Here is a 26,557-nt window from a genome sequence, read left to right on the forward strand (position 1 = left end):
CCTGTCGCGTGGGGTGGTCAGGCGCCGGCGGAAAATAGCCCGAACACGGCCATTGCCTGCCCGGGCCGTTTGTGGGCCGATCGCCCTCTCAGAAGGCCGTGGGCGCCGCTCTCTCCGACTTCAAAGGATGTTCGCGGTGATGAATGGAGACGGCAGGTGGAGACGCCTCGACCGCGCCTTGTCCCCACCGATCTCCTCACCCTTCCACGAAACGGTGGACATCTTCAGGATGAAGCTGCTCCATCAAGGTCGCCCGGAGGGCGTCGATGCCGCGCCAGCGCAGATCTTCGTTGAAGTCCTTGGCAATCGGCGACACAGAAATCGCCTCGATCCCGACGCTCCTTGCTCTGGCGACCAGGCTGTCTCTTGCGCCGTCACCGGCCGGGTCGCGATCTCTGAGGACATAGAGCCTGCGCAGCGTCGCCGGGAACAGGATGGCAGCGAGGTGAGCCGCTGAGAGCGCCGCCATCATCGGCATGTGGGGCAGAACCTGACGGGGCGACAGCACGGTCTCGATGCCTTCGCCGGCTGCGAGCACCTCACCGGCGACGCCGAAGCGGACCCCGTGCCCGAGAAGGTCGCCCATCGCGCGCCGCGGTGACTCGACCGGCGCCTTGCCCGAACCGTCCGGAGCGAGCCAGGTGCGGTGTGCGCCGGTCTGGTTGCCGTGAAGATCGGTGACGGAAGCGATGATCGCCGGCCAGATCTCTGTGGGCGAATGCTCGTCCGGTTTATAGTAGCATCGCGGATGGTAGCGCAGCGCGGAGGTTCCCGCGAGGGAGGTGATCGCCCGCCCGTTGAGGTAGATTTCCGCCAGTGTGCCGCCGATCGGCTGCGACATGGCGAAAAGCCGCCGCGACGCTTCGGGCGAGCCGATAGCGATGCTCGACGTCCTGCCGGTCGGAGTCCTCGTCTTCTTCGGTTCGGGATGCGGGAGAGCGAGGAAGCGGCGCGCTTCCTCGGCCACGTCGTTGAAGTCGATGAGGCCGAGCGCTTCGCGGATGACGTCGAGCAGATCGCCATGTTCCCCCGTTGATGCATCGGTCCATTTGCCGGCAGCACCCTTGCCGGATTCCGGCCCGGTCAGCCGCACGAACATCGAGCGGCCGGGGCTGTTCTGAACGTCTCCGACCACCCAGTGTCGTCCGGCGCGGTGGCCGGACGACAGGTAGTGGCGGCAAACCGCCTCGGCATTGCGGCCGAGACGGGATGCCAGTTCGGAAGCATCGTGACGGGCCATCACGCTGCCTCCTTCTCGCCGATGCGCTCGATCGGCCAGCGGTCGAGCAGCTTGGCGAGAACCGCGGGGCCATTGGCATCGGTCGGTACGAACATGCGCAGCTTCCACGAGATGATCTCGTGGAACAGGCCGTAGGCCGTGAGGCGCTCGCGCATCGTGTCGTCGAAGCCGGACAGCTCGATCCGGTTCGCGCCCATGACGCGGACGCGGCGAAGCTGAAGACCTTCGGCCAGATCGAGGATGGTGCGACCGTCCATCAGGGCGGTGAACGCATCATCCGGCGTGATCGCGGCTGGGCCGGTTGCGGTCGCATTCGCGGCCCAGGCAGGCGAGACCTTGCGGCCGATGATGCGCTCGCCGTCGTCGGTCTGGAGCCGGTAGACGCGGGTCGAATCGTTCGGCAGCCGCTTCCAGATGGGCAGAAGCAGGCCCGTGACCATGTGAAGCGTCGCGTCGGTGAATTCCGGCACGTCGGCGATCTCAGCCTGCCAGGCCGACGCGAAGGTCTCCCGGTCAGCTTCGACCCAATTGGTCTCGGCCATGAAGCGCACCGGGATGTTATGCGCCTCGGTCGGGCGGACCAGCCGGACACGGCGCTCGACCTCGCCATCGTCGAGCATGATGCTGCTGGCCGGGATCTGAACAGCAGCGCGGCCGGAACGCTCGTTGACGAGCAGCTTCGCGCGCGGATCGCCGAGTTCGGCGAGAGCGGCATCGAGTGTCACCGGACGGTTGCGCCTGCGTTCGTTGATCGTGAGCAGGCTGGTTTCCGCGCCGGTGCGCGGGTGGGTGTAGATCGTCTGGCGACCAACGACGACAAAGCTTTCGGCGCGAAGTGTCTCCAGCCCGGCGTCATAGGTTCCCGACGCAATCGCGCCCTCGATGCGGGCGGTCAGGAGCTGCTCGAACGCGGTGAAGAGGACGCCCTGAAGCTCGATGGTGAGCGCGAGCAGCCGATTGAGGAAGGTCGTGATCGGCGGCAGATCGTCCTTGATGCCGGTCGCGTCCATCAGCTTCAGCCCGGAGGCCTGCTCGAAGCGGTCGAGCGAGCAGCCTTCGACCTTGCCGCGCACCAGCAGGAGATAGAGCTGGCGCAAAGCATCGCGGGCGTAGTGGCTCTCCAGATTGTCTTCCGGTCGGAACAGACCCTGACCACCGGTCTGGCGCTGACCGCGCGTGATCGCGCCGAGCGTATCGAGGCGGCGGGCGATCGTGCTGAGGAAGCGCTTCTCCGCCTTCACGTTGGTCGAGATCGGCCGGAAGAGCGGCGGCTGTGCCTGGTTGGTGCGGTGCGTGCGGCCGAGGCCCTGAATGGCGGTGTCGGCTTTCCAGCCTGCCTCGAGCAGGTAATGCACACGAAGGCGCGTGTTCTTCGCCGACATTTCCGCATGGTAGCTGCGGCCGGTGCCGCCGGCGTCGGAGAAGACGAGCACGCGCTTGGCATCGTCGATGAAAGCCTGCGTCTCGGCGAGATTGGCGGCTCCTGCGCGCGTCTCTACGACAAGCCGGTCGATGGTGGCGCTGCCGCCACGCTTGCGTACGATGCGCCGCGAGCGGCCCGTTACCTCGGCAACCATATCCGTCCCGAAATGCTGGACGAGCTGGTCGAGCGCGCCGGGAACCGGCGGCAGGCTGGCGAGCTTGGCGATCAGCGCATCGCGACGGGCGACGGCCTCGCGGCTCTCGACCGGCTGGCTGTCGCGATAGACCGGCCGTGACGACAGATTGCCCTCGGAATCCGTGAACGGCTCGTAGAGCTGCACTGGAAACGAGTGGGCGAGATAGTCGAGGACGTATTCGCGCGGGGTGATGTCCACGCGGACGTCGTTCCACTCCTCCGTCGGCAGCTCCGCCAGCCGCCGTTCCATCAGCGCTTCGCCGGTCGAGACGATCTGGATGACGGCCGAATGGCCCGACTCCAGATCGGTGGCGATCGAACGCAGCAGGGTCGGCGTCTTCATGCTGGTCAGCAGATGGCCGAAGAAGCGCTGCTTGGCGCTCTCGAAGGCAGAGCGCGCAGCGGATTTCGCCTGCCTGTTCAGCGTACCGGAGCCGCCTTCACCACCGCCGGTGATATTGGCGGCCTGCATCGCCGCATCCAGATTGTTATGGATGATGGCGAAGGCCGCAGCATAGGCGTCATAGATGCGGACCTGCTCGGGCGTCAGCTCGTGCTCGACCAGCTCGTATTCGACGCCGGCGAAGGAGAGCGAGCGGGCGGTGTAGAGGCCGAGCGCGCGCAGGTCGCGGGCAAGCACTTCCATCGCCGCCACGCCGCCGGCCTCGATCGCCTCGACGAACTCGGCGCGCGTGGCGAACGGGAAATCCTCGCCGCCCCACAGCCCGAGCCGCTGCGCATAGGCGAGGTTGTGGACGGTGGTTGCGCCGGTGGCGGAGACATAGCCGACGCGGGCGTTCGGAAGCGCATGCTGAAGGCGCAGGCCGGCGCGGCCCTGCTGCGAGGCGGCGACATCACCGCGTTCTCCCTTGCCGCCAGCGGCGTTCTGCATCTGGTGCGCCTCGTCGAAAATGATCACTCCATCGAAGTCGGAGCCCAACCATTCGACGATTTGCTTGACCCGCGAAACCCTCTCTCCGCGGTCGTCGGAGCGCAGCGTGGCGTAGGTTAAAAATAGGATGCCCTCGCTCAGCGTGATCGGCTTGCCCTGCGGGAACCGCGACAGTGGCGTGACCAGCAGGCGCTCCATGCCGAGTGCGCCCCAGTCGCGCTGTGCGTCCTCGATCAGCTTGTCCGATTTAGAGATCCAGACGGCCCTGCGCCGTCCCTGAAGCCAGTTGTCGAGGATGATCGCAGCCGATTCGCGACCCTTGCCGACGCCGGTGCCGTCGCCGATCATGAAGCCCTGGCGCAGCCTGACGGCGCCCTTGGCGTCCTCAGACGCAGCGGTCAGCTTGTCGAAGATGTCGTCCACCGTCCACGCACCGGCAAGGAAATCCGAATGCGCCTCTCCGGCATAGATCACCGTTTCGAGCTGCGCATCGGACAGGAGATCGACGACGTTCGCCGGCAACGTCGGGCGATAGCTCGGCTTCGGCGGGGCGACGCTCGCCATGGCCGCCGACTGCACGAGCCGGGTCGGATGCGCCTGAGAACCGGAAATCCGGACGGTCTGGAGACCGTATTCCTCATAGATCGCATCGGAAAGGCGACCGGCATCCGCCGGCTTCCAGTCGACGGTTTCGTAGTCGAGCGGAACGCCCTCCGGCTCGGCATGCGCCACGGCAGGCGCGTCTCTGGCCGCCCGGTTGACATAGGCGCGAACCGTGCGAGGTGCTGCCGCAGGCACGGCGACGGCCGGATCAACCGGCAGGCGTGGCGGGAGATGCTCGGCTAGCCATCCGAGCAGCGTGGCCACATCCGGCGCGACGCCCGGCGCGGTCGGGAATACGGACGGGTCGTCCGCCGGCATCTTGTCGATGACGGTCAGGCGCGTCGGAAAGGTCGTGCCGTGCTTCGCGTAGACCGAACCGTCGATCGCGGCGGAGAAGACAACGCGACCGCGTTCCTGCAGCCGGCCATAGGCTGCGGACCAGGCCGGCGCGTCGGGCGCGAAGTTCGCGCCGGTGATGGTGACGAGACGGCCGGCGGGCGCGAGACGCGCAAGCGCCGAGGCGACGTGGCGGAAGGCGGCGTCGGCCATCCGGCCCTCGACATTGGCCATGACGGAGAACGGCGGGTTCATCAACACGACGGATGGCAGAATGCCAGTGTCGAGATGATCGTCGATCTGCGCCGCGTCGAAGCGGGAGACGGACAGGGCCGGAAAGAGAAGAGACAGGAGACCGGCGCGGGTCTCGGCGAATTCGTTGAGAACGAGCGAGCCTCCGGCGATCTCGGCCAGGATGGCGAGAAGCCCGGTGCCGGCCGAGGGCTCCAGCACGCGGTCGGCGGGCGTGATCGCCGCCGCCGTCACGGCCGCGAGGCCGAGGGAGAGCGGAGTCGAAAATTGCTGGAAGGACTGGGATTCCTCTGAGCGGCGCGTATGCATCGGCAGGAGGCCGGCGATCTCGGTGAGCTGCGGCAGAACCGTCGCCGGAGAAGCGGATTTGCGGAAAAGCGCCTTGCCGTATTTGCGCAGGAAAAGCACGGTCGCCGCCTCGCAGGCGTCATAGGCCGTTTTCCAGCTCCACGCTCCGGTCGCGTCGGAGGCGCCGAAGGTAGCCTCCATCGCGCCGCGCAGCGTAGCGGCGTCGACGCGCTGGCCGCGTTCGAGGTGAGGCAGGAGAAGCTCCGCCGCGGCGAAGACGGCGGCAGGAATGTCGGTGTCAGGGACAAGCGAAAGCGGCGCGGTGGCGGATGCCGCCGCGGATGCGGAGATCATGTTCATGGAAGGAGCCTCGGGAGAGCGGGACAGAATCGAGCCCGCGCAGCGCTCTCTCTTGACCGCGCAGGCTCGCATCCGTCCCGGCCTCGCTCTCACTCTCACTCCATCGGCCAAAATCGCCGAAAGCCGCCGATCGCGGCCCCTGGCGGCCGAAGGGTGAGTGGCAACATGGCCGGCCTTGCTTGCCGACCAGACCATGGCAGACACAAAAAGAGCGCCCCGCCTGTAGAGGGGGCGCTCAAATGGCGTCAGCCGAACCGGCGACCTGTTTCGGTAAAGGTGTATTCATTGGCGATGATCGTCTCATCGACTGCCTCGTCCGAGGACAGGTATTCGTATTCGCGCTCCAATTGGCGATAGAGCCAGCGGGCCAGATCGCGCAGCGCCTCGAGGACGATCTCCTCGGCGTCGGCGGTCATGTCCTGATAGGTGGGGCTGTCACGTTCGACCGAAATGGACATGCAATACTCGTGATAGTAGTGCCCACGATGGCTAGTCTCGGCGCGAAGCTGGTAGAAGTTCCGGCGCTGGATCGCCAGCAACGCATCGGCAATCTCATGCAGCTTCTTGTCCTGCGGCGCATAGGATCGGATCTCGGCCGCGGCATTCCTCCGATACGAATAATAGCATTCGAACGATGCGCCATCGCCCTGCGACCAGAAGCCTGTAAAGGCGACACGAGGCTCCTGACGTGTGCCGTCGGCCATGAGGCGGACGGTGCGGGTCTTGAAGCGGATTCCGAGGATTTCCGCGATCTGCTGGAAATCCTCATAGACGGAATCGTACCAGTCATAGTCGAAGCCGCCTTCACGATACCAGGCGCGGGCCTTGTCCTTTGCGGCATCGGAAAGCTCGTCGAGCCGATAGACCGTGGTTTCGATGATCTCAGGCATCGGGATCACCTCCATCCAGCACTTCGGCAAGCCAGCCGTCGGTGTAGGTCCAGGCTACGGTTTCCCCTGTAGCGAGATCGAGCACATGAGCGCCGCCGCCGAAGCCGTCGACGCGCGGCTTCGAGCAGGCGTTGGCATACTGAAACCCCCAGCGGCCGGTCAGTCCGAATTCGGCGGCGCAACGCTTCACAAACTGAATCAGGCGCTCCGGGTCGCCCGTGACGTCATCGCGCATCCAGAGTTTGGTGCCGCCATGCTCGGGCTGGATTGACAGGAGGAAACTGTCGGACGGCGGCTCTTCCGAAGCGTTTTCCTCGGAAAGTTGATTGTAGAGATCGAGGGCGCGAGCGGCGTTGTCGGACGTCCCCACATCGAGCAGGCAGGAAAAATGGGTGAAGTAGTCGGCCATGTCAGGCTCCTGAAACGACAAAGCCCGGCGCGAAGCCGGGCTGATTGAAGGAAGGGAATGGAATCAGGCCGCCTGCGGTAGCCTGAGCAGCTCGGCGGCGGTCTCGCGCCAAAGCGGATCGACCAGCCGCGCTTCCAGCAACGCCGCTCCGAATCGCAGGACGCGGGCCGACACATGATCGCCTCGGCCGGAGGCAGCGAAGGCCAAGCCGCGCTTTCGGCTGGCTTCGATGATGATGCGGCGGGCCTCGCCGTCGCTGGCGACCGGCTGCCGCCAGAGAATGATCCCGGCTCGGATTTCGCCACCGAGAACCAAGCCGAGCGCGCTGTCCTGAATGACGATCAGGCGCGGCTCGAAGCGCAATGCGGTGTCGTCGCCGGGGCCGAGATCGCCGCGTGAAACGCGGAGCGCGGCAAGAGCGATGGCGTCTTCCGGCGAAGCAGCTTCGCCAAGCGAGACGCTGCGGTCCCGATAATCGGCATCGGCGGCTCCGGCATAGCTGACAGTGCCGAGGCAGGAAATGCGCAGCGGCAGCTTCTGCGTCCGCTGAAATTCGGGCAGCACCCGGTCGGCGAGAATCCGCCCGATCGGGGCGAAGGTGGATTGGCTGGCATGGGTCATCGGGATCGCTCCGCGACGGGCGCAGAGAGCCTTTCTCTCAGCATCCAACCCGTCACGGCCAAAGGCCCGACCTCTTCCTCTCATCTGCCGAAGGCGTCCGCCTCGGCGATGTTGCCGGCGATGGGCAGCCCCATCGCAAGGCAGGAGGCCCGGACGCCTCCTGAGCGTTCCGGGCCGCCGGGAATGAGGCGCTTGCGCGCCTCAGCTCCATGGGTCGAGTTCCAGTTTCACCATCTCGTCGTCGCCGTCGAATTCGTCGGCGGGCATGGCGCCGTGGGTTCCGTCTCCGGCCTGGAACACGACGATTGAGACCATGAGCGTGGTGGCGAGGCTGGCGGCGAAGGCGGTGGCATCTGCGTAGGACATGGGTTCCGGCTCCTGTCTCTGGAGGCGGGGGACCATCCCCCGCGCGACAGGCGCCCGAAGTGTCTGAACGGGTCTGCAATCACCCTCGCGCGTTCGGCTCGTCCGAATCCGCGAGGGCGGCACGCTCGCGTAAGCCGACCCCCCTCGTGGGTTGATTGACAAGGAAACGGCTCAGACCAAGGTCAGCGAATGGAAGCGGGGGTGGTGTTCTGCCTCTGACAGGATGCCGAAATCCCGTCGCAGGTGCCGCGCCGCGCCAGCCTTTCCCCCATGCCGGTCTCACCGGATCGACGTGTTCCAGGCCGGAGACGGAATCCAACTCCACACGGCATGGCAAGGACGGCGGATGCTGGTGAAACTGAAACGCGACCGGGATAATGGTCAGCTCCAATGCCCCTCGGCAATCTCGCGGACGATCAGGGCGCGGGCCTTCAGCAGCAGGTCATCGCCACAGGTATCGATATGGCCATAGAACCGGGCGCGCGCACCGCATCGGCTCCAGTCGGCATAGTAGCAATATTCGCGGGCACCGAGGCGGAAGGCCCGCAAATCGTCGGCCCAATGCGGCTTGGGCTCGACGACGACGGTGACGCCGTCGCGCGTCTCCTCCCAGGGCAGTGACCGCTCGGCCGGGGGATTTTCTCGGTCGGCCTGAAAGATGAAGTCGATGTCGATATGGTCAGCCATGACGACCTCCATAAAAAATGCCCGGCGCGATGGCCGGGCGAGTTGAAGAACGATACGGGGCGGCCTGCGCCGCCCCGTATGCGGTCATTCCGCAGCGACGAGGTGCTGCCGGTCTTCGTCTTCTTCAGCCGCTGCTTCCTCGTCGTCACCGTCGCCGGCGAGGAAGTCGGGCAAAGCCTCGACCTCGCCATCGGTGTCGGCGGTCGCATCACTATCGAGATCGACCAGGCGCAGCGGTTCGGGCAGCCAGTCGGTATCGGCCAGCAGCCGCTCGGCTTCCTTGGACATGTCGCCCTTTTTCAGATGGTCGATAAGCTGGGCCGCGCGTTCGCCCGCACCCTCGCGCACCGCCGCGAGAATCTGGGTCTTGGTCACGCGACCCAGATAGTTCTCGACCGTGGGCCGCCATCCCGCATCGAGCACCATGTCGAGGCCGGTGGCGCGGGCGATCCGATCGGCCCCGGCAAGGCGACGATCAAGGCCATGCTGCGAGATACCGGAGGCACTATGAGGGTTCGGACGCTCGTAAAGCGCATTCACGCCATAGCTGACGCAATGGGCGAGAAGCGCCATGCGGCTCGCCTCGTCGAGCGCGGCGATCCAGTCCCAGAGCGCTGCTTCGTCGGAAGGCATGTCGGCCTTCCAGGCATCGAAGCGCTCGCCAATCGCCTTGACCGACGGGCTGTCGGCGAGATCGGAGCCCTGCGAAGCCAAATACCTGTGGCGAACGGAAACCTCCAGGCACCCGGTCGGCGCCGAGTAATGATAGCGCTCCATCACCATGCGGTGGAGCAGCGCCGTCATCGCGACGTGCGGGTTGCTGGCGAGCGCTTCCTGAAGCGCGACGGTGCGATGTGCAGTCAGCTCGATGACGAGCCGCTCCGGCAGCGGCTTGATCCCGTCGTCGTCATCGTCCTCTTCGGGTTCGGCCGGCTGGCCGCCGATGGTGATGACGGCGCGCTGCACGTCGCCGTCATTTCCGCCGGCGACGATGGTGTTTTCGTTCTCGCCGTTCCCGGCATCGGCCACCGGCTCGTCCTCGGCCCGGACATAGCCGCGCTCGATGACAGGCTCGCCGTCGCGGTCGATGCTGATGAAGACACCGGCGCGGGCGATCTCGGCAGGATCATAGATGACGGGGCGCTTCTCGAAGCCTTCCAGAGCGGCCTCGATCTCGCCCAGCCGCCGATCGATCTCGTCGGGCAGTTCGTCGTGCTCGGAATATTCCGATTCGAGATCGTCGTACTCGTTGCGCAATGCCTCGCGCGCGGCGCGCTCCTCGTCGGTGAGATCGGCGAAGCTGCCGGTGATCTCGCGAAGGCCGTTGTCGTAACCGTAGGGATGGCTGGTATCGACAGCGATCCACTTCCAGCCCTCGGCCGCCACTTCATCGGCAATGGCCTTCAGCTTCTCCGAAACCAGGCGGTCGAGAAGCGCAACGTCTTCGAGCCAGCCGCCATCGTCTTCGGAAAAAAGGTCGCGCAGCATCGCGCCGCCGGCCTGCTCATAGGCGTCCACGCCGACGAAGCGCACGCGCTTGTCGTCGGTTGGAACGGTGGTCTCGGTCAGGAGCTGGCGGACCTGCCAAGGCTGGACATTGTAGGAGCGCTGGACAGCCTCCCAGACCTGCTCCTGGCGGGCATGGTCGGGATTGACGGTGAACGCTTCCAGCATCGCCAGCGGCATGCCGTTACGCGCATAGACCTCCAGTAGAGTTGGCGAGACTGAAGCCAGGCGCATACGCTGCGTGATGTAGCGCGGCGTGGTGCGATAGGCGTCGGCGATTTCCTCTTTCGTCATGCCGTCGTCGAACATGCGCTTGAACGCCCGGAACTGGTCGAGCGGATGCAGGCCGAGGCGGAGCATGTTTTCCGCGAGCGAGTCGTCGACGGCCGAGGTCTTGGCGTCGGTCTTCTTGACGAGGCAGGGAACGAGGCCATCGGCGGGAAAGCGTCCGGCCGCGACCAGCCGCGCGATCGCCCGGAACCGGCGGCCGCCGGCCGGGGTCTCGAAATCGCCGGTCTCGTTGCCGTCGGCATCGAGGATGGCGCGGACATTAATGCCTTGCACGATGTCCTCGCGACGGTCGATGTCGTGAGTGAGATCGTCGAGACCGGCCTCGACGTCGGTTTCGCGGACGTTGCTGTCCGAGAGGCGGATGCGATTGAAGGGAATATCACGCGAGCGCGAGAAGACGATCATCGCGACGGCAGGCTTCTTCGACTTCCTGGCAACTTTGGCCATGGTGGTTCTCCGCGACGGGCGGCCGAGACCCTCTCTCGACCTTCCAACCCGTCACGAAATCCACAGCCCCTCTCTCACTCTCGACCGTGGAGCGGGCGCGGCGCTACAAGTCGAAGCGCTGCGGTCGCTCCGCATTCACCCGGTATTTCCGACGCAACGCCAGGATCGCCGCCTCCTGCCGGTCGATCTTGCGCCGGAGCCGGTCGAGATCCGGCCCCGCAACCACCAGGAGCCGATCGAGCACCCGCCGGTATTCCGCCTCGTCCGCGCCGGTCCACCGGCTCATGCGCCGGTGGTAGTGCCGGGATTTCGGGCGGAGACGGACCGTCTCGTCCTCGGCGCGATTGCTGAGTGCGCGTTCGGCAAGTCCGAGATTGCGCCGCGCATCCGCAAGCGCGTCCTCTATGCGTGCCAGCAGCAAGCGCAGACGATCAGGAGGCATCATCACGCTGTCCTCTGTCATCAGGCGGGCCGGGATCGAGCACGTCCTGAAGGAAGCGCGGCGGGACGTTCTCCTCCGGTCCCTGCCAGGCGATGCGGCCGTTCCACCGAATCGTAACGAAGCCGCCCCCGGTCGAGCGGACGGGGAACGGCTTCGCCTCGAAGTTGAGGCATCCAAACACGGCCGAGGTAGCCGAGAATACGGTGCTTTTGCGACCCGGCAGAAGCACGCGATCACAGGTGCCGGACGGGCGCTTTACGCGGCGGCGCGAAAGGCCGAGCCGGAACCATTCATAAACGCGCTGTTCGCTTTCCGGCGGCGCGTCCCAATGGATGCAGTGCTTGCACTGGCCGGAGCACCGGTCGACGGGCTCGTCAAGCGGCGGTCCGCCATTGTGTCCGCGTATCGTCGGCCCGATCATGACGGGCCTCCCATGACGACACGCTGGACCACGACGGGCCGCGTCTCGGTCGCCTGCGCCAGGCGCTCGATCAGAGCCAGCTCAGTATCCGAGCACGCGCCGCGCACCTCGATTTCGAGCCGCTGGGCGGCGTTGGCGTGATGGCACGCGGCGATGTGGACATTGCCGCCGGTATCGACCGGGCGCAGCCTCGACCGAAGAAACAGGATGCCGGAGCCGAGATTGCCGCAGTAAAGCAATTCGTCCACGTCCGGCGCGCTCGGACCGATGCCGGCCTTGCGGCCGCCGATCCTGCGGAAGGCTTCGTTGAAGGTTGACGGATCGCCGGTGATCCGCGCAGTCCGCTCGGGATGGAACTGCCACGGCGGGCGCCAGGGATCGAGCTTTCCAACCGCGATCTGATGCAGGAAATCGACGAAGCTCGCCGGGTCGGCCGGATATGGGCAGGTCCGCCAGATCTCGCGGACACGGGCGCGCAGCCTGTCGGGCAGCGCGAAGAGCCGGGCGCGGCCCTTCCGCCACCACACCGCTCGCTGGTCGCGGCGTTCGCGTTCCGCCTCGTCCCACCACACGGCGCGGCGGGCCATTTCATCGTCGACGCCGTGCTGGCCGGCGGCGATCTCTTCGGCGAAGAGCGGCAGCGCCTCGCGTTCGAGGCGCTGCTTGCGGAGAAACGCCGCACGCTTGCGCGACGTATCTCCATAGGGTTCGGGTCTATGCCAGCGGCGGAAGCGCATCAGATGCTCCCCCGCCGCGCACGCGCCGCGGCATAGATGATCCGTTCGGCGCGGCGGATGCTGCCGGCTTCCCGTGCAGCCTCGGCCCAGATCGAAATCGGAAAGTCGCCGGAAAAGAGAACGTCGCGCTTGATGCCGAGTCCGAAAGGCAGCCGCACCGAAGCCATCTCCTCGAGCGAGAAATAGCCAAGCTCCGGCTCGCCGAGATCGGCAAGCCCAAAGAGGATATCGCCGTCGGCATCGAGTTCGGTCGCCAGCCAGACGCCGGCGCCGAGCGGGTTGAAGAATTTGACGACCGGCACATGATCGGTATCGCGCTGGCGGCCATTGGCGAGAAGCTGCGCGCGCAGCTCGTCGGTCAGGAGGATCATGCTGCCCTCCTGTCGATAGCCGTCTCGGGTGTGGCAGGCCGCTGCTCGTCTTCCGGCAGGAAGGACAGCAGCCAGTCGGCCGCCTTGCTCGCCTGCGAGGCCGCGCGCACGATAGCGCGGGAATCCTCGCGCATGACCTCCAGCCAACTGCCGATGTAATCGGCATGGCGCACCGTCGGCACGATGCCGAGCGCGGCGCAGCTAAAGGCCGAAATCTGCTCGGCGATCAGTTCTTCGAAGGCGTATTTCTTCGAGCCGAACGAGCCCGTCAGGTCACGGTTCAATCGGCTGTGATGGCCGCTGGCGTGACCGAGTTCGTGCAGAGCCGTCCGGTGCCAGTTGATCGGCTCGAAATACGCCTGGGGCGGAGGGACCATCACATAGTCCTGGGACGGGACGTAGAACGCCCTGTTGCCGCCAATGCGGAAATCGACGCCGGTCGCCTTGATGAGCGCCTCGACCCTCGGCTCTATCAGGTCGGGCGGTGGCGGCGGCGCGACGGTGGCGATGTCGTCGGGCAGCCCGTCGCATTGCGCGACGTTGAAGACTGTGAAGCGTTTCAGGAACGGGATGGCATGCGCTTCCTCGCCGGTCTCGCGGGCGCGGCGCTTCTCGTCTCCCGGCGTAAAGCGGTCGGCATAGACGACCGTGGTGCCGTGCTCGCCCTTGCGGACATGGCCGCCGAGCGAAAGCGCCTGCCGGAATGTGAGCCAGCCCTGGCAGGGAAAGCCGTGCTCGATGACAGCGCCCCAAAGGATGAGCACGTTGATGCCGCTGTAGCTGCGAGAGGTAGCGGCGTTTTTCGGCAGGCCGAGCAGCGCCTTGGCGACCGATGTGCCCCAGGGCTGCACCCACGGCACGCGACCAGCCTCCAGTTCGGCGATGATTTTGGTGGTGATTTCGTCATAGAGGTTCGTCCGGTCCGAGCCGGTGCGAACATTGCGATCATGTCTGGACATCGCGGTTCTCCGCGACGGGCGCCGGAAGACTCTCCTCCGGCTATCTTCCCGTCACGGCAAATCCGACCCGCACTCTCACTCTAAAGGGGGCGTTGCGGGACAGGCTGTGCAGAAACTCTCCCTGATGTCGCTGGGCTTGGATCTCGCCGGCTAGCGTTGGCGTGGCGCGACACAATTCAGCATCGTGCTACCTCGGGTTTGACAGAGTGAGCCCGATAGCTTTCGAAACCGCCTTACATCAACAGGCTAAGCGCAGCTCCACCCACGGCCGCCAGCAACACGACGACCCATGGCGGAGCTTTCCAGGCCATCAGCGCCACGAAACAAATCAAGGCCAGTGCGAAATCCGGCATGCCTCCGATCGCGCTGGTGAAGACAGGCGAATAAAGCGCAGCGCCGAGGATTCCGACGACTGCGGCATTGGCGCCCTGCATGGCCGACTGCGCCCACGTCTTACGGCGCAGTTGATCCCAGAAGGGCAACGCCCCGATCAGGATCAGGAAGCCCGGCAGGAAAAGTGCGACAAGAGCGATCGTCGCGCCGGCCACGCCGTTCGGCGCCGGTCCCATGACCGCTCCGAGCCAGGCGGCAAAGGTAAAGAGCGGTCCGGGGACCGCCTGCGCTGCGCCATAACCCGCAAGGAAGGCATCATCGGACACCCATCCTGGCGTGACCGTTTCAGCCTGTAACAGCGGCAACACGACATGTCCGCCACCAAAGACAAGCGAGCCGGCACGAAAGAAGCTGTCCGCCAGCGCCCATCCTTGCGCTTGCCCCGCTAGGACCGGCAGGCCAATCAGTAGGGCGACGAACAGCGCGAAGGCCATCAGTCCGGCTTTGCGTGAAACCGGCACAGGCAGATGCTCGCCAATCGTGACCTGTCCTTTGCCAAGAGCCAGCCCGGCAAGTGCGCCCAGCAGTATGGCCGCCATCATCCCGATCGCTCCCGGCGCCCAGGCAAGCAGAAGCACGGCCACCACCGCGATCGTGGCGCGCTCCTTATCGGGGCACAGGTTTTTTGCCATGCCCCACACGGCTTGCGCCACGATGGCGACGGCGACGATCTTGAGACCATGTAGGACGCCAAGCGCTAACGGGCTTTCCAGCCGCGTAGCCGTCATGGCAAGCGCAAGAAGGATCATGGCCGATGGCAGGGTGAAGGCGAGGAAAGCTGCGAACGCGCCGAGCCATCCCGCCCGCGTCAGACCAAGAGCAAAGCCGACCTGGCTGGAAGCCGGACCGGGCAGGAACTGGCACAGTGCCACCAAATCGGCATATGCGCTTTCGCTCAGCCATTTTCGCCGCGTCACCAGCTCGTCCCGGAAATAGCCCAGATGTGCGATCGGTCCACCGAAGGAGGTGAGCCCCAGCTTCAGGAATGCGCGGAATACCTCGGAGACGCTTCCTTGCGACTGTTGCGGGCTATGATCCATTCAAGGGACCTCGTTGGTTGGGGCATTCTTGCGAGCGATGACGCGCGATCGGCGCGGGATAGATTCTCAGGTTGCAGCCGTCAGATTGACCCGCTGCATCAGGGCCTCGCCGCTCTCCTTGCGCTCGGAATAGCGGTCGGTCAGGTAGGGTGAGACGTCGCGCGTCAGAAGCGTAAACTTCATCAGTTCCTCCATTACGTCGACCACTCGATCATAATAGGAGGACGGTTTCATCCGGCCCGCATCGTCGAACTCCTGAAAGGCCTTGGCGACGGAGGACTGGTTGGGGATCGTCACCATGCGCATCCAGCGGCCGAGCACACGCATCTGGTTGACGGCGTTGAAGCTCTGCGAGCCGCCGGAGACCTGCATCACCGCGAGTGTCCGGCCCTGCGTTGGCCTTACCGCGCCGACCGAAAGGGGAATCCAGTCGATCTGCGCCTTCATCACCGCGCTCATTGCGCCGTGCCGCTCCGGGCTGGTCCAGACCTGGCCTTCCGACCAGAGCGAGAGCTCTCGCAGTTCCTGCACTTTCGGATGCCTGACCTCGGCGCCGTCCGGCAATGGCAGGCCATGCGGATCGAAGATGCGTGTTTCCGCGCCAAAGTGTTTCAGCAGGCGCTCGGCCTCGAATGTCAGGAAACGGCTGTAGGATCGCTCGCGGAGCGAGCCATAAAGCAGCAGGATACGCGGCGGATGGGTAGAAGGGTCGGTTACGCGCAGCCGACCAAGGCTGGGAGTATCAACGCAGCCGGCATCAAGATTGGGAAGATCGTCCGGCATCAACGCTGCTCTTTCGCGAGTTCGGACACCTTGCCGCCACGCTCATACCAGCCTTTGGAGCGGTTCACGGTCCAGACGACCGAGAGCATCACCGGCACTTCGATCAGCACCCCGACAACGGTGGCGAGCGCCGCACCCGAGTGAAAACCGAACAGGCTGATGGCGGCGGCAACCGCCAGTTCGAAGAAATTTGACGCGCCGATCAGCGCCGAGGGACCGGCAACGCAATGTTGTTCGCCGGCAAGCCGGTTGAGCAGATAGGCAAGGCCGGAGTTGAAATAGACCTGAATCAGGATCGGCACTGCCAGCAGGCCGATGATGGCCGGCTGCGCGATGATCTGCTCGCCCTGAAATCCGAACAGCAAAACAAGCGTCGCCAGCAAAGCGACGAGAGAAGCCGGGCCGAGCTTTGAAAGCAGCCGGTCAAGCGCTGCCTGCCCGCCACTTGTCAGCATCCGGCGACGGATGATCTGCGCGATGATGACGGGAATGACGATATAGAGGATGACCGACAGGACCAGCGTGCCCCACGGCACGGTGATGGCTGACAGGCCCAGCAGCAGGCCGACAATCGGCGCAAAGGCGACGACCATGATCGCGTCGTTGAGGGCGACCTGGCTCAATGTGAAATGCGGTTCACCCTTGGTCAGGTTCGACCAGACAAACACCATGGCCGTGCATGGCGCGGCTGCAAGGATGATGAGGCCGGCAATGTAACTGTCGATCTGGTCGGCAGGTAGATAGGGCCGGAACAGCCAGCCGATGAACAACCAGCCCAGTAGCGCCATCGAGAACGGTTTTACCGCCCAGTTGATGAACAGCGTTACGCCGATGCCGCGCCAGTGGCGGCCGACCTCACCAAGCGCAGCGAAGTCGATCTTGAGCAGCATAGGGATGACCATCAGCCAGATCAGTACCGCCACCGGCAGGTTGACCTTGGCAATTTCCATCGCGCCGATGGCATGAAATGCGCCCGGCAGAAAATGGCCGAGCGCGATGCCGACGACAATGCACAGCGCGACCCAGAGGGTCAGGTAGCGTTCAAAGGTGGACATGCAATTCCCTCAGGCCGTTGCGACACGCTGGCCGTGTTCGTCGATCACGCGCTCGCCGTCTTCCTTGACGAACGCGCCGCGTTGCGGCGGCAGCAGGTCGAGCACGTCCTCGGACGGTCGGCAGAGCCGGACGCCCTTAGGGCTGACGACGATGGGTCGGTTGATCAGGATAGGATGCGCCATCATGGCATCGAGCAATTGCGCCTCGCTCAGAGCCGGGTCGCCAAGGCCACGTTCGGCATAAGGCGTGCCTTTCTCACGGAGCAGCTCTCGCGCAGATATACCCATGCGCGCGATAAGCCGAGTCAGCATGTCCCGAGATGGCGGCGTCTTCAGATATTCGATGACATGCGGCTCGACGCCCGCATTGCGGATCATCGCCAAGGTGTTGCGCGAAGTCCCGCAATCCGGGTTGTGATAGATGATGACATCCATGGCTTGCCTCACGCCGCGCTGTTTCTGGGAGACGACGCGCCATCTGATTGGCCGATCTCGGTCAGCTTCGTGCGCAGCGACGCCTTGTCGAGACTAGCAACCGGCAGGGACGTGAACGCCGAGATGCGGTTCTTCATGTAGCGGAAGGCCGCAACGAAGGAGGCTTCCTTCTGGATATCCGGCCCATCGACGGCGGCAGGGTCTTCGATGCCCCAATGAGCTGTCATCGGCTGGCCAGGCCAGACAGGGCAGGTTTCGCCGGCGGCGTTGTCGCAGACGGTGAACACGAAATCCATAACAGGCGCATCAGGCCCAACAAACTCTTCCCAACCCTTCGAGCGGAAGCCTTCAGAGGGGTAGTCGAAGCTCTTCAGCACCTTCAGCGCGAAGGGATTGACCGCCCCCTTGGGTTGCGACCCGGCAGAGAAGGCACGAAATCGGCCTTCGCCATCCTTGTTCAGGATGCCTTCCGCGAGGATTGAGCGCGCCGAATTGCCGGTGCAGAGGAACAGGACGTTGAAGATGCGGTCAGTCATGAGTGGCCTCCTTTGCGGTGAGGGTTTGCGGTGAGCAGCAAGGGGAAAAATCGGCGATCAGCGGCGCGCAGATCTCGGGTCGGCCGCCGCAGCAATCCTTGACGAGAAAGCTGGCAAGCGCGCGAACGGCGTCGAGCCTTGCCCGATAAATGATCGACCGGCTATGCCGCTCCGCCTCTATCAGGCTGGCGCGCGTCAGCGTCGCCAGATGTGTGGACATCGTATTGTGGGGGACATCTAACCTGCGGGCGATCTCGCCTGCGGGCAACCCGTCCGGCTCATGCTCCATCAGTAGACGGAACACGTCGAGTCGGGTCGGTTGCGCGAGCGCGGCGAAAGCGAGGATGGCATTATCTGATTCCATATGTCGAGACTAATCGACATATTGGCGAGAGTCTAGGCAGGGACGATCCGAAGTTTCCATCTGGTCGGGTAGCTGGACAGCGCCGCCGAACAGTGAGGACGGGAAGCCCAAGCGCGCTCAGTAGATATTGCTCGTATTGCCAAGCATTTACTGGGGTTATTCACCTGCGGATGGTACACTTAATTATTTGCGGGACGGGGGCACGATGGGACGCTTTATTGAGGGATATGACCGGAGCCAGCCGTTACTGCTGCCGGCCTGTGTTGAAGATTACGTGTCGCAGGACTCTCTCGTCCGCGTCATTGATGCCTTCGTCGAAACCCTCGATCTCACGGCGCTCGGCTTCGAGCGCACCGTCTCTGCCCCGACAGGACGACCTGGCTATCACCCCGGCGACATGCTGCGGCTCTACATCTGGGGCTACCTGAACCAGTTGCGTTCATCGCGACAATTGGAGCGCGCCTGCCAGCGCGATCTGGAGGCCATCTGGCTGATGCGGCGCATGACCCCGGACTATCGGACCATTGCGGCGTTCCGGCACGACAACCCCGAAGCGATCATCCGCACGGGGGCCGCATTCATCAGCTTCTGTCGCGAGAACGGCTTGGTCACTCCTGGCAAGGTGGCGCTGGACGGAACAAAGATGCGGGCGGTTGCCAGCGCGAAGAATATTGCAGGAGCGGATCGTTTGGCACGCGACATCGCTCATACCGAAACAGAAATCGCCTACTATCTCGACCGCCTCAACATAGCAGATCAACACTCGGCGGGCGCGCGCGATCAGACGGTCAATCGCGCGGCGTTTGCCAGCGCGATCGCGTCACTCGAACGCCGTAAGCAGCGCTTGGAAAAGCGGCAGGCCGAACTTGCTGAGCATGATACCAACGTCGTGGTCTTCGGAGAGCCGGATGCACGACCAATGGGATATGGCCGGGCGCCGAAGTTCCCGGCCTATAATCTCCAGAGTGTCGTCGATATCGAAAGCGGGCTGATCATTCACAACGATGTCGCCAACGAAGCCAACGACAGCCAGTTGCTGCATCCAATGGCGATAGCGGCAAAAGAAGTGCTCGACGTCGACCAGCTCGAAGTGCTGGCGGACGGAGGCTACTCGAACGCGCAGGAAGTCGCGCGTTGCGAACAGGACGGTGTCCGCGTGGCAGCGCCGATCAAGCGCGGGGCCATGAGCGCGCAATACTTCCGCCCCGTGCAATTCGTCCATGACGAGCAGACCGACACGATCCGCTGCCCTGCTGGTGAAACTATGTATCCCAAGGGCAAGCATACCCGAAATCGGGCGATCCGTTACAGAACGGCCGCCTGCCAGACTTGCCAGATCAAACAGCAGTGTACGCCGGGATATCAGCGCACCATTCACAGGCTCGTGGATCAGGGCGCGCTCGATCGGATGGAACGTCGGGTTCAGGAGAAACCTGATCTTATGACGATCCGGCGCTGCACGGTCGAGCATCCCTTCGGCACCATCAAGCGAATGTCTGGCGGAGGTCGCTTCCTGACCCGCGGTTTGCGGCGGGTGAAAGCCGAAGCTGCCCTCTCGGTTCTGGCATTCAACATTATCCGCGCTTCGAACGCCTTCGGAACCGGAGCGCTGATGTCGCGGGGCTGAGAACCCCGCTCTATTCGGTTTGCGTCATCGCGGCCGCATCGAGTCCTCGCTGAGTTTCTGCACAGCCTGGGGATCTCCCCGCAGAAGGGGGTGTGCCGGCGACTGCGGCGCCGGCCAGGGGGAAGGCTTTCCCTCCCCAAATGCCGAGGAGATCATCGTCTAAGGGTGCTGCCATGACTGCCCGCTCGCCCACTGGATTACCCGAGGAAATGTACGGTCAGGTGCCCCACGCATCAATCACGGTATCGAGGGGAAATGGCGTGCTACTCTTTGACCATTCATGGAACGGAGCTGCAGTCTGGCTGTACGGACCCGGATCAGGCCGGTCGAACTGTACGCGTGTCGGGATATGGAAGGCACTACCGAAAACAATCGCCTCACCGGAGGCTAGGATAGTCACCTGATCCAACAGTCGCCGCGCTTGCATGGGGATGATCCGGCGGAAATGGTCGATATCGTCGGGGTTCTGAAGCCGGTGGCTGATGAAGTTCGCGCATTGGCTGATGATGGTCTGGCTGATCTCGCTCGGCCGCTGGCTGGCGATGATAAGCGAAAGACCGAATTTACGCCCCTCCTTGGCGATCCGTTCATAAGTAAGACGCGCAAGGCGATGTCCCCGATCCTCATCGGATCTGGCTGGACGAGCATAATTGTGTGCTTCCTCGAGCACCAAAACCCAGGGATTCCTGTAGCGCGAAGCCGCCGGCAGGCGCTCACGCGCTTCCAGCAACACACGGCCGATTATCGCACAGGCGTAGGGCAGAACCTCGTTGCTGAGCATGGAGAGATCGAGAACTGAAACCTTTGGTCCCATTGCCGCACCAAGCCCGAAGCGCCGGAACCAGCCTGACAGATTCTCGATTTTCGTACCGGTATCCTCGTAGTTTAGAAAGGCCCGCCAACGCTTGTCATCCAAACGAGTCTTGAGGCGCAATTTTAGTGTGGTGAGATGGGCGTCGACGCGAAAGCTATCCTCCTTCGATACCGCGCGGTTGATAAGGGAGGGATCGGTCAGCGTAGCTCGACTAATTGGCAACGGAGAGTCGGCCGTCCGCACTCCGGCTTCTGCCGTCGCGTTTCCACCCACAATCTTACCTCTGATGACGTCCTTGAGCTTTTCCGCCTCTGCCGCAATTGCAGCTTGGTTGTTCATGACCTCGGTGTTGTAGTCGTTGACGAGCCGATGGTTCTCGAACAACACCTCGAAGGCTGCAGTATCGATGTCGGTATCTGCTAGATGGCCTGTCACGGCATCACAATGCGAACCTGCTGCCTTTTTCTTGATCTTGGTCAGTTCGCTGAGAAGTTGATCGAGTGCACTCATGGCGTTTTGGAGCGCGTTCATACTGACAGCGGCGGCGGCATCGCCGCCCTTGGCGATCGCCCACCAATCCTTCAGCACAGGCTCTTGTGTCTGCTCCGCCGCACTGAGCCAGGCACAGATCTCTTCGGCATTCATGAACCAGAGAGGGAGACCGAACTCCCTGCCGTTCAGATAGATTCGGTCCGGCAAACGCGCGGTTGTTGCAACTGTCGGAAAGGCTTTGCCGTACTCCCCGTTGATATCGAGGATGAAGACATGCGGCTCCTCGGCCGCGCCATCGAGGGCCTTCATGGCTTTCTGTATCAGGCTCGATACGGAGAATGACTTGCCGGACCCAGTGTTGCCTACGATAGCTAAAGGCCGCGAAAACAGGTCATTGTAGGAAGCGCGCACGACGTTGCGGGCCTGACCAGTCGGAAACCCTATTCTCAGGTCACAGTCGAAGTCCTTATCGTCGTAGTCTTCCGGCTTATTGCGGCGGGGAGGAATCTCGAAGACCGCCCGTAATATGTCGGGTGAGCCGATCTCGGCTGGCGTATCGAGCGTCGGCAGAACGGAAATGCCTGGGCTGAAGGAGGGTTCATCATCCGCATGCTCGATGGCGCCCAGCAATTGTACGCTGGCGACGCGGCGCGGCTTCATCAGTTCGAGACTGAGATCATCGCCGCTGTTCGGATCGAAGGTCTCGCGGGCCTCCAGATCGGTGATGATGCCGATGACGGTCTCCCCCGCCCCGAGCGAGAAGGTCAGGTAAGCATTGATCGCGATCGCGACCTGAACGCCATCCAGAGTGGCACGTAACGCCGAACGGGTTTCGGGGAGCAACTCTACCTTGACCCGAAAACCCTGGACCGAAACGATATGGCCGACAAGCCGGGGATTATCCATCTAAGCCCCCACACCGGCGTTTGGATCGGTTGGCGTTTCAGAGGAGGCAATCTGTTTCTCGAAACGCCGCAGCCGCAGGAAGTCGTCGAGCCATTGCACGTCGGGCATCACCGAGGTCGCAAAGTCGTCGAACGTCGCAAATGTGAAAGGCGCGGCGGCGAAAGCATCTGTCGTGGGGCAGAGAACGAAGGCGCGTTTGCCGAGATCCTTGTAGCGTCGGATGCGTTCGATGACCGGACTTTCTGGATTGGGTTCGATTACCAGCATCACCAGCGAAGGATTCATCAAGGCATTCTCGATGATCCGGCTGACATGCTCATCCCCGAACCCATAACCGAGGACGAGCAAGAAGGTTTGGGGAATGCCGAGTCGGACCTGGAACGACCGGAACAGATGCGCGTAGGGCATGGTCAGCGTCTGCGCGAACTTGTTGGCGGTGGGCAGGATGCCTACCGAGGGCGTTTTGTCAGCCAGTGGCACGAGTGCCGCCGCCTTGTCCGCCGGACTCTTCGCTGCATAGGACTGGAAAAGCGTCAGGTCGGGATGACGGGCGCGCATTTCATCGCCTTGCTCGAACCAGTGGATCGAGCCGTGCAGCTTGTAGAAATGCAGAAACTTGTCGAAACGGCGGACACGGCCTTCCGCCACCTCGCCGGGATAATAGATGTCGAGCCCATAGACGGACGGATCGAAGCGCGCCGCCGCGCGCCCCGTGAACCCATCGAAGTACTGGACGCCCAGAAGTTCCAGCGCCTGTTCGAATAGGGTGTCGTAGTTCAAGGTGAAAAGATGGGTGCGCCCGAGATTGCTGTCGCGGGCAACGAGTTTTGAGAGAAACGCCAATTGGGGTGCGATCCCCTTTGCCGAAGTCGCGGACGTGGTGTCTGGCAGTGATAGCGCACATTCTGCGAAGATGGCGATCCGCAGGCGGCGAACGAACCAACCCAAATCGGCGGTATTTGGGGCCGGCGTTTCTGGCCAAGTGACAGCAGAAAACGGTGCGCCTGCAGATTCGGCGACGACCAAGGCGTTGGCGACGAAGGACAGCCATGCCTCAAAACCGATTGCAGCACCGAGAATGTCCGCAAACGCCACTGCATTCTTCCGCGATTCTATGATGGGCGCGATCGAGGGCGGGAGGTCGGGCAGCGCTTCAATGGTTGCGAGAACGTCCTTCTCCAGGTTGGCCATGGTCTTGCCGCCTGCCGAGACCGAGGTGCCCGATCCCGTCAGGACGACGAGATTCTCCATACGCAGCCATTCCGAGATCAACGCCTGTAGACGAATGCGCCCTTGCTTCTGATCAAGCCCGGAAAGCAGATCACCAACACCGCCGCCCTCCGTAAGGCCAATGAGCTGGTATTCTATCGGCACAGGTGCCGCTGTTGTCATGTCTCCTCCCCCTCTGTTCCACGGCGCAAGGGGTTGACGATCTGAAGCCCCCTGAAATCCTTTTCGTTATCTGTGACGACTACGCAGTCGTGTGCTCCCGCGATCGCGGCGATAATCATATCGAGTCCGCTTCGTGGACGACCTGCCGCCTTCCCTTCCGCCATCAATCGTGCCCAGATGAGGGCAGCTTTTTCATCGAACGAGAGAATGCGACCGGCAAACAGTTCCTGTGGCCCTTCCGGTCCCGAAAACCAGGCATCGAGCGCATCGCGCTTTTTCCCACGCGGCTTTTCCAGAATGCCACGTCGGATCTCAGCGATGGTCAACGTAGTGACGAAAAGATCCTCGTCCTGCTGCGCGGTCATCCAATCCAGAAGGGTTTCGGATGGCTGCGGTTTGACGATGTTGCTAATGATGTTGGTGTCGAGAAGATAACGCGTCACAGATCGACCCGGCGCCCTTCTTCGCGTGGACGCGACAGATCGAGATCCGCGCCGACAAGGGGGGAACGGCGAAGGGCAGACAGGATGCCACCGGATTTTGGCGGCTCACCTGCAACAAGGGCCGCCTTGACCGCAGCCCGCGCCTTTTCCGCTTCCGGCCCCTCTTCCGCCAGTTGGCGAGCAAGCGACCGGATTAGCTCGCGGTCGGATTCCAGTGCTAAGACCTCGAAGCGCTTGAAGCCACGCTGCGTCAAGCGTGCCCGGTAATTTTCGATCGCTCTCTTCTGTGCCGCATTGCTCATGACGGGCCTCCGTGCTATATCCTGACATATAGCCGATACTGGCCTTGCAAACAAGGGATGTCAGCGATGCCTTGGGCCGCCCACCGCTGTGAGGTAATGCAGAAGAATACTGCGCATTTGCGCCAGTATTTTCTATATGCTGCGGCACGAGGGAATACGCCAGACTTCACCGAAGCCGCCGAGAACAGGCTTTCTGCCGCCCAATATACGCGTGTTATATCAATTGCTTACACTGATATTTAGGTGAATGCTTGGATGTATGACCTCACGATCAATCCAAGCGTCGGCGAAGATGACAAGGAACGAGCGCGAAGCGCTGCTCGAATCCCTGCTCATCGACGAGCCGGAACTGACCTTTACTCCAAGGGGCGATCCCGACCCGCGGCTTTTGCGTCTGGTCGACTTTCTGGCGCGGCAGGCGGCACGGGAATGTTACGCGGAAGAAGTCAAGATGACGAGGCGACGGGGGAAGCGCACCTCCTGATGCCGAAAGGAGAGGTACATTGAAGGTCGCGATCTACGCCCGCTACTCGTCCGATAATCAACGCGACGCCTCGATCGCCGACCAGTTCCGCATGTGCCGCCTTCATGCGGAGAAGCAGGGCTGGCGGATCGTCGAGGAGTATTCCGATCACGCGATCTCTGGTTCGTCTCTGCTGCGCCCCGGCATCCAAGCCCTGATTTCCGACGCCACGCGCGGGCGTTTCGATCTGATCCTCGCCGAAGCCATGGATCGGCTTTCGCGCGATCAGGAGGACATAGCGGGCCTCTTCAAGCGCATGTCTTATTCCGACGTGAAAATGTTCACCCTCTCCGAGGGTGAAGTCTCGCATCTGCATGTCGGGCTCAAGGGCACGATGAACGCGCTGTTCCTGAAGGATCTGGCCGACAAGACCCGGCGCGGACAACGCGGCCGGGTCGAGGCGGGCAAGTCGGGCGGCGGCAATTCCTACGGCTATGACGTGGTGAAGAAGCTGGACGCTAACGGCGAACCGATCCGCGGCGATCGCACGATCAACGAAGCTCAAGCCGAGGTCGTGCGCCGCATCTTCCGCGACTATGCCGCCGGCAAGTCCGCCAAGACCATCGCCTTTGCCCTGAACAGGGACGGCATCGCCGCTCCTTCCGGCGGCGATTGGGGTTTCAGCACCATCAATGGCAATCCGAAGCGTGGCAACGGCATCCTCAACAACGAGATGTATGTCGGCAAGATCGTCTGGAACCGCCAGCGTTTCGTCAAAGACCCCGATACCGGCAAGCGACAAGCCCGCCCCAACCCGGAATCGGAATGGGTCATTCAGGAAGCGCCGGAACTGCGCATCCTCGACGACGATCTCTGGAACGCCGTGAAGGCGAGGCAGGGCGAGAACCGCACCGAGCGCGACGAAAGCGGCGTCGCCGACGTCCGAACAATGAACTATCGCCGCCGGCCCAAATATCTGTTCTCGGGCCTGACCAAATGCGCCTGCTGCGGCGGCGGCTATTCCGCGATCTCGGCGACCCTGATCGGCTGCTCGACGGCCCGCAACAAGGGCACCTGCTCCAACCGTGTGAACATCCGCCGAGACGAGCTGGAGGCGCGGGTGCTCAACGCCCTGCGCACCAAGCTGGTCGATCCCGCCATGTTCGCCCGCTTCTGCGAGATCTTCACACAGGAGATGAATCGCCTACGCATGGAGGGCCGTGCGGGTATTGCCTCGGCCGAGTCCGAGATCGAAAGGACCGAGCGTGAACTGGCGAAGCTGTTGACCGCCATCAAGGCTGGCGGGCCGATCGAAGCAATCGTGGAGGACATGAAGCGGCTGGAAGCTCGGAAAGCGGAGCTGAGAGCGTTCCTGGCCGAGGCTGAGGAACCGCCTCCCCTGCTGCACCCGTCGATGGCGCTGCAATATCGCAAGCGGGTCCAGCAGTTCTACGAAGCCTTGCAGGACGAAGAAGAAAAGAAGCGGATCGAAGCGGCGGACATCCTGCGCTCGCTGGTGGACCAGATCGTTCTGACGCCGGTGGAGGGCAAGGTGGAGATCGACGTTCAGGGCGATCTTGCTGGAATCCTTACGATTTCCACGCAAAGCAAAAACCCCGCAGCGGGTGCTACGGGGTCGCAAGTAAAGATGGTTGCGGGGGCAGGATTTGAACCTGCGGCCTTCAGGTTATGAGCCTGACGAGCTACCGGGCTGCTCCACCCCGCGCCATGGTGTGTTTATTGAACCGGTTTTGGTATTTTTGCGTTATCTGAACG

At 63.3% G+C, this 26,557-nt stretch carries 26 protein-coding genes, 1 tRNA gene and 1 pseudogene; 3 read left to right on the forward strand and 25 right to left on the reverse strand.

Annotated features, from left to right (window positions below):
- Positions 1-196: 196 nt before the first annotated feature.
- From J9800_RS05275 to J9800_RS05365, 19 genes are all read right to left on the reverse strand, one after another.
- Positions 197-1,240 (reverse strand): DUF7146 domain-containing protein, encoded by a 1,044-nt coding sequence (locus J9800_RS05275; protein ID WP_142860163.1) that lies wholly within the window; start codon positions 1,238-1,240, stop codon positions 197-199.
- Positions 1,240-5,589, reverse strand: a complete 4,350-nt coding sequence (locus tag J9800_RS05280; protein ID WP_210845645.1) for a strawberry notch family protein — start codon at positions 5,587-5,589, stop codon at positions 1,240-1,242. The genes J9800_RS05275 and J9800_RS05280 overlap by 1 nt, the downstream gene beginning before the upstream one ends.
- A 245-nt stretch (positions 5,590-5,834) precedes the next feature.
- Positions 5,835-6,479, reverse strand: coding sequence for a DUF8835 domain-containing pootine (locus J9800_RS05285; RefSeq protein ID WP_142860167.1), 645 nt, complete (start codon positions 6,477-6,479; stop codon positions 5,835-5,837).
- A complete protein-coding gene (locus J9800_RS05290; protein WP_112585159.1) occupies positions 6,472-6,888 on the reverse strand; it encodes a hypothetical protein in 417 nt (138 codons plus the stop codon). The genes J9800_RS05285 and J9800_RS05290 overlap by 8 nt, the downstream gene beginning before the upstream one ends.
- Before the next feature lie 63 nt (positions 6,889-6,951).
- The gene (locus J9800_RS05295; protein WP_142860169.1) at positions 6,952-7,509 is read right to left on the reverse strand and encodes a hypothetical protein; all 558 of its coding nucleotides are present in this window, start codon (positions 7,507-7,509) and stop codon (positions 6,952-6,954) included.
- A gap of 201 nt (positions 7,510-7,710) precedes the next feature.
- Entirely contained in the window at positions 7,711-7,875 is a 165-nt protein-coding gene (locus J9800_RS05300; protein ID WP_162854490.1) for a hypothetical protein, read from the reverse strand.
- A gap of 381 nt (positions 7,876-8,256) precedes the next feature.
- Positions 8,257-8,562, reverse strand: coding sequence for a hypothetical protein (locus J9800_RS05305; RefSeq protein ID WP_142860171.1), 306 nt, complete (start codon positions 8,560-8,562; stop codon positions 8,257-8,259).
- 84 nt (positions 8,563-8,646) lie between these two features.
- Entirely contained in the window at positions 8,647-10,806 is a 2,160-nt protein-coding gene (locus J9800_RS05310; protein WP_142860173.1) for a ParB/RepB/Spo0J family partition protein, read from the reverse strand.
- Between the two features lie 103 nt (positions 10,807-10,909).
- Entirely contained in the window at positions 10,910-11,251 is a 342-nt protein-coding gene (locus tag J9800_RS05315) for a hypothetical protein (protein ID WP_142860175.1), read from the reverse strand.
- The gene (locus tag J9800_RS05320; RefSeq protein WP_142860177.1) at positions 11,238-11,669 is read right to left on the reverse strand and encodes a hypothetical protein; all 432 of its coding nucleotides are present in this window, start codon (positions 11,667-11,669) and stop codon (positions 11,238-11,240) included. Before J9800_RS05320 ends, J9800_RS05315 begins: the two co-directional genes overlap by 14 nt.
- Positions 11,666-12,406 (reverse strand): hypothetical protein, encoded by a 741-nt coding sequence (locus J9800_RS05325; RefSeq protein WP_142860179.1) that lies wholly within the window; start codon positions 12,404-12,406, stop codon positions 11,666-11,668. Before J9800_RS05325 ends, J9800_RS05320 begins: the two co-directional genes overlap by 4 nt.
- Positions 12,406-12,777 carry a DUF2958 domain-containing protein gene (locus J9800_RS05330; RefSeq protein ID WP_142860181.1) on the reverse strand — a complete coding sequence of 124 codons (372 nt, stop codon included), beginning with the start codon at positions 12,775-12,777 and terminating at the stop codon, positions 12,406-12,408. The genes J9800_RS05325 and J9800_RS05330 overlap by 1 nt, the downstream gene beginning before the upstream one ends.
- Entirely contained in the window at positions 12,774-13,736 is a 963-nt protein-coding gene (locus J9800_RS05335) for an ArdC family protein (protein WP_142860183.1), read from the reverse strand. Before J9800_RS05335 ends, J9800_RS05330 begins: the two co-directional genes overlap by 4 nt.
- A 233-nt stretch (positions 13,737-13,969) precedes the next feature.
- Entirely contained in the window at positions 13,970-15,169 is a 1,200-nt protein-coding gene (gene chrA / locus J9800_RS05340; protein WP_142860186.1) for a chromate efflux transporter, read from the reverse strand.
- A gap of 66 nt (positions 15,170-15,235) precedes the next feature.
- On the reverse strand, positions 15,236-15,952 hold the full coding sequence (gene arsH, locus J9800_RS05345) for an arsenical resistance protein ArsH (RefSeq protein WP_098107553.1): 717 nt from the start codon (positions 15,950-15,952) through the stop codon (positions 15,236-15,238).
- Complete coding sequence (arsB, locus tag J9800_RS05350) at positions 15,952-17,007, reverse strand: ACR3 family arsenite efflux transporter (RefSeq protein ID WP_142860188.1); 1,056 nt, start codon at positions 17,005-17,007, stop codon at positions 15,952-15,954. The genes arsH and arsB overlap by 1 nt, the downstream gene beginning before the upstream one ends.
- A gap of 9 nt (positions 17,008-17,016) precedes the next feature.
- Positions 17,017-17,442 (reverse strand): arsenate reductase (glutaredoxin), encoded by a 426-nt coding sequence (gene arsC, locus J9800_RS05355; protein ID WP_142860190.1) that lies wholly within the window; start codon positions 17,440-17,442, stop codon positions 17,017-17,019.
- A gap of 8 nt (positions 17,443-17,450) precedes the next feature.
- Positions 17,451-17,978 (reverse strand): arsenate reductase ArsC, encoded by a 528-nt coding sequence (locus tag J9800_RS05360; RefSeq protein WP_142860192.1) that lies wholly within the window; start codon positions 17,976-17,978, stop codon positions 17,451-17,453.
- Entirely contained in the window at positions 17,971-18,342 is a 372-nt protein-coding gene (locus tag J9800_RS05365; RefSeq protein ID WP_046845536.1) for an ArsR/SmtB family transcription factor, read from the reverse strand. Before J9800_RS05365 ends, J9800_RS05360 begins: the two co-directional genes overlap by 8 nt.
- 205 nt (positions 18,343-18,547) lie before the next feature.
- On the opposite strand from J9800_RS05365, the gene J9800_RS05370 reads away from it, so the two are divergent.
- Complete coding sequence (locus tag J9800_RS05370; protein ID WP_142860194.1) at positions 18,548-19,969, forward strand: IS1182 family transposase; 1,422 nt, start codon at positions 18,548-18,550, stop codon at positions 19,967-19,969.
- Positions 19,970-20,186: 217 nt separating this feature from the next.
- Here J9800_RS05370 and J9800_RS05375 read toward each other — a convergent pair whose 3' ends face one another.
- Genes J9800_RS05375 through J9800_RS05390 form a run of 4 tightly spaced genes read right to left on the reverse strand, consistent with a single transcriptional unit; the run spans position 20,187 to position 24,318 of the window.
- The gene (locus tag J9800_RS05375; RefSeq protein ID WP_142860196.1) at positions 20,187-22,181 is read right to left on the reverse strand and encodes an ATP-binding protein; all 1,995 of its coding nucleotides are present in this window, start codon (positions 22,179-22,181) and stop codon (positions 20,187-20,189) included.
- Complete coding sequence (locus J9800_RS05380) at positions 22,182-23,573, reverse strand: SIR2 family protein (RefSeq protein WP_142860198.1); 1,392 nt, start codon at positions 23,571-23,573, stop codon at positions 22,182-22,184.
- Positions 23,570-24,016, reverse strand: coding sequence for a type II toxin-antitoxin system VapC family toxin (locus J9800_RS05385; protein ID WP_142860200.1), 447 nt, complete (start codon positions 24,014-24,016; stop codon positions 23,570-23,572). The genes J9800_RS05380 and J9800_RS05385 overlap by 4 nt, the downstream gene beginning before the upstream one ends.
- The gene (locus J9800_RS05390; RefSeq protein WP_075657396.1) at positions 24,013-24,318 is read right to left on the reverse strand and encodes a hypothetical protein; all 306 of its coding nucleotides are present in this window, start codon (positions 24,316-24,318) and stop codon (positions 24,013-24,015) included. The genes J9800_RS05385 and J9800_RS05390 overlap by 4 nt, the downstream gene beginning before the upstream one ends.
- A 292-nt stretch (positions 24,319-24,610) precedes the next feature.
- Between J9800_RS05390 and J9800_RS05395 the strand changes: the two genes are divergently transcribed.
- Both J9800_RS05395 and J9800_RS05400 read left to right on the forward strand, forming a co-directional pair.
- Complete coding sequence (locus J9800_RS05395) at positions 24,611-24,802, forward strand: hypothetical protein (protein WP_236774562.1); 192 nt, start codon at positions 24,611-24,613, stop codon at positions 24,800-24,802.
- Between the two features lie 19 nt (positions 24,803-24,821).
- Positions 24,822-25,907, forward strand: a pseudogene (locus J9800_RS05400) (recombinase family protein); the annotation flags it as partial.
- A 78-nt stretch (positions 25,908-25,985) separates the two neighbouring features.
- On the opposite strand, the gene J9800_RS22175 reads toward J9800_RS05400, so the two are convergent.
- Together J9800_RS22175 and J9800_RS05405 are read right to left on the reverse strand one after the other, a co-directional pair.
- Positions 25,986-26,387: a hypothetical protein gene (locus tag J9800_RS22175; RefSeq protein ID WP_353618726.1), complete on the reverse strand. Its 402-nt coding sequence runs from the start codon at positions 26,385-26,387 to the stop codon at positions 25,986-25,988.
- Between the two features lie 43 nt (positions 26,388-26,430).
- A tRNA-Met gene (locus tag J9800_RS05405) sits at positions 26,431-26,507 on the reverse strand.
- Between the last annotated feature and the right edge of the window lie 50 nt (positions 26,508-26,557).

This window comes from Ochrobactrum sp. AP1BH01-1, assembly GCF_018066705.1.
GTDB lineage: Bacteria > Pseudomonadota > Alphaproteobacteria > Rhizobiales > Rhizobiaceae > Brucella.